4 protein-coding genes are annotated in these 3,220 nt (G+C 71.3%); 2 read left to right on the forward strand and 2 right to left on the reverse strand.

Annotation, left to right across the window (positions count from 1 at the left end; genetic code table 11):
* The coding region (locus VG296_RS22310) for a hypothetical protein (RefSeq protein WP_325568682.1) at positions 1-212 on the reverse strand (212 nt) is incomplete at its 3' end.
* On the reverse strand, positions 209-895 hold the full coding sequence (locus VG296_RS22315; protein ID WP_325568684.1) for a response regulator transcription factor: 687 nt from the start codon (positions 893-895) through the stop codon (positions 209-211). The genes VG296_RS22315 and VG296_RS22310, both read right to left, overlap by 4 nt.
* 248 nt (positions 896-1,143) lie before the next feature.
* Between VG296_RS22315 and VG296_RS22320 the strand changes: the two genes are divergently transcribed.
* Positions 1,144-2,331, forward strand: a complete 1,188-nt coding sequence (locus tag VG296_RS22320; protein ID WP_325568686.1) for a DUF4192 domain-containing protein — start codon at positions 1,144-1,146, stop codon at positions 2,329-2,331.
* A 77-nt stretch (positions 2,332-2,408) separates the two neighbouring features.
* Positions 2,409-3,218, forward strand: a complete 810-nt coding sequence (locus tag VG296_RS22325; RefSeq protein WP_414641122.1) for an NUDIX hydrolase — start codon at positions 2,409-2,411, stop codon at positions 3,216-3,218.
* Positions 3,219-3,220 lie beyond the last annotated feature (2 nt).

Consider the following 3,220-nt stretch of genomic DNA (forward strand, 5'->3'; position numbering starts at 1 on the left):
AGGTCATTGTCCAGATTGTCATTGATCGTCCTGCTGAGCGCGATGTAGCTGATCAGCGCGCCGAGGGCCACGGAGAGACCCACCGCCGCCACGACCAGCATCGTTATCCGCGATCTGAACGTGTGCCGGGTGAACCACCGGCGCAGCACGATCTTGCGCAGCCTTACGCGCGGACGCCGGGAACGCGCGGCCGCCTTGGTGCCAGTGCTCATGGCGCCGTCTCACGCAGGGCGTAGCCGATCCCTCGTACGGTGTGGATCAGCCGCGTCTCACCCTCCGCCTCGGTCTTCCTGCGCAGGTAGCCGACGTACACCTCGAGCGAGTTCGCGGTGGTCGGGAAGTCGAAGCCCCAGACCTCCTCGAGGATCTGCGAGCGCGTCAGGACCTGGCGCGGGTGGCGCATCAGCAGCTCGAGCAGGTTGAACTCGGTGCGGGTCAGGCGCACGGTGCGCTCGCCACGGGTGACCTCCCTGGCCAGCGGATCCAGCGTCAGATCGGCGAAGGCCAGCTTGCCGTTGTCGCTGTTGAGCGCGGGCTGGGTGCGCCGCAGCAGGGCGCGCAGCCGGGCGAGCAGCTCCTCCAGCGCGAAGGGCTTGGGCAGGTAGTCGTCCGCGCCCGCGTCGAGGCCGGCGACCCGGTCGGAGACGGCGTCGCGGGCGGTGAGCACCAGGATCGGCAGGTCCTCCCCGGCCGAACGCAGCCGCCGGCAGGCCTCCAGGCCGTCGAGCCGCGGCATCATCACGTCGAGCACCACGGCGTCGGGACGGTTGCGGGCGATCGACTCGAGTGCCGCGAGGCCGTCCGCGGCCAGTTCGACGTCGTATCCGTTGAACGCCAGGGAGCGACGCAGCGAGTCCCGAACCGCCTGATCGTCGTCCACCACAAGAATGCGCATGCAACCAGTCTCTTCCGTTGCGCTGAGAGCCTGCTGAGATCTTGCCGAATCTCGCCGAATAGGCGCATTGAGCATATGATCGCCTGCTCCGAACGGGCGAGGGGTGTTATCCACAGGCGGGGTCTATGCACAGGGTGCGATTCGTGCCGCGACAATTCCGCCCGCTTCGAAGATCGTTGCTCTCGACAGGCGTCGCGCCCCTGACCTGGGGCGTGAGGTGGCGGTTCGCGCGGAGGGAGACGAAGGCGATGAACGACGAGTGGAGGGTGGCCGAGGACGAGGCCTCGGCCGCGGTGATGGCGGCGGACCGTTTCGAGGGATTCCAGATCGCGACCGGGGTCGACGCGGCCGGCGGGGGCGGGGTCTTCGGCGAGGTGACGGTCAAGCTGAACAGCCCGGGGCAGGTGGCCGCGGCGGTGCCGCACTTCTTCGGCTTCGTCCCGGACGACAGCGTGGTGGTCCTCGGGCTCAGTCCGCACGGGGCGGGCGGCCGCTCGTCGATCTGCCACGGGATGCGGGTGGATCTCGGCGACGTGGAACGGGATCCGGCCCGGTTCGCGCGCTGGGCCGTGGAGCGGCTGCTCGACGAGCACGCGGTGGAGGCGATCGTGCTGATCTATCCGCGGGCCGGGGTGGATCCGCTGCCCTCGCTCTACCGCAGGCTCTCCGTGATCCTCTGCACCCAGCTGCGTCGTAGGGGCCTGATGCCGCTGGACTCGATGTTCGTGGCCGCCGAGCGGTGGTGGTCCTTCCTGTGCGAGCGCGCGGACTGCTGCCCGCCGGAGGGCACCCCGATCGATCCGGCGGCGAGCGAGGTCGCCGCGCTCAGCACGTACTCCGGGCTGGCCGTGCTGCCGAGCCGCGGCGCGCTGGCCACCAGCCTCGAACCGTATTCGGCCGGCACGGTCGAGCGCACCCGCGCGGCCTGCACGGCGCTCGTCAAGGCCGAGGAGGCGCGGACCGGGGAGCGGTGGGGCGTGGTCCCGCCCAGCTGGCAGGAGGTCCGCGAACTGTGGGCGCTGGCCGACGAGGTGGGCTCGAGCGTCGAGGGCCCCGGCTGGCAGTTGCCGGACGAGACCGCGGCCAGGCTGCTGCTCGGAGTGACGGACGTCCGCGTGCGCGACTACCTCGCCACCTGGTGCGCGACGGAGCGGGCCGGGCAGGCCGTGGCACTCTCTGTCGAGTTGGCGCGGCGCGCGGTCACCGCGGATCAGGCCGCGGCCGGGTACTCGGTGGCGGCCTGGGCCTCGTGGGCGCTGGGCTGGGGAGCGTGGGCCGCGCTGACGCTGGATCGGGCGCTCACCGCGATCCCGGACTATCCGCTCGCAGTGCTGATCCAGGCCGGGCTGGAGCGCGGCGTCGGACCCGCGCTGGTGCGCGCGGCCTCGCACGGAACGGCGCGCAGGCTGGAGTCGATGGCCGAGGTGGGGGTGTAGCGGGAACCGCGCGAGTACATAGACGAGCACTGAGATGAACGGCCTACACCGGTTATTTATCGTCATTAGGACGATATATGATGGCCGCCATGACCGAGTCCGAGCCCTACGACCCGGCGCGCTTCCCCGCCTTCGCCGTCACCGTGGACCTCGTGGTCCTCACCGTCCGCGAATCGCGGCTGAGTGCCCTGATGATCCGGCGCGGCGAGGAGCCCTTCGTGGGGCGGACCGCGCTGCCGGGCGGGTTCGTGCGGCCGGGCGAGTCGTTGGGCGAGGCGGCGAAGCGGGAGCTGGCCGAGGAGACGGGGCTCGCCGACCTGCCCGTGCACCTGGAGCAGCTCGCGACGTACGGTGCGGTGGACCGCGATCCCCGGATGCGCGTCGTGTCGGTCGCCTACCTCGCGCTGGCCCCGGACCTCCCGTCGCCCACGGCCGGCGGCGACGCGGCGGACGCGCACTGGGCCCCGGTCGCCGACCTGCTGCCCGACCTGTTCCCGAACGTGCTGGATGCGGATCACGTGATGACCCACGCGGGCCGTGCGGACGTCGCGGACGGCCGGCGCAAGAGCGAGCGCGCGGCCTTCGCCTTCGACCACGAGCAGATCCTGGTCGACGGCGTGGAGCGGGCCCGTTCGAAGCTGGAGTACACGCCGTTGGCCGCGGCCTTCTGCCCGCCGGAGTTCACCGTCGGCGAGTTGCGCCGCGTGTACGAGGCGGTCTGGGGAGTCGAGCTGGACCCGCGCAACTTCCACCGGAAGGTCACCGGCACGCCCGGCTACGTCCTTCCGTCGGGCGGCACCACGACGCGGCAGGGCGGACGTCCCGCGCAATTGTTCAAGCGCGGCGACGTGACACTGCTCAACCCGCCGATGCTCCGCCCGGCGTGAGG

Source organism: Actinospica sp. (genome assembly GCF_035552695.1).
In the GTDB taxonomy this organism is placed as follows: Bacteria; Actinomycetota; Actinomycetes; order Streptomycetales; family Catenulisporaceae; genus Actinospica.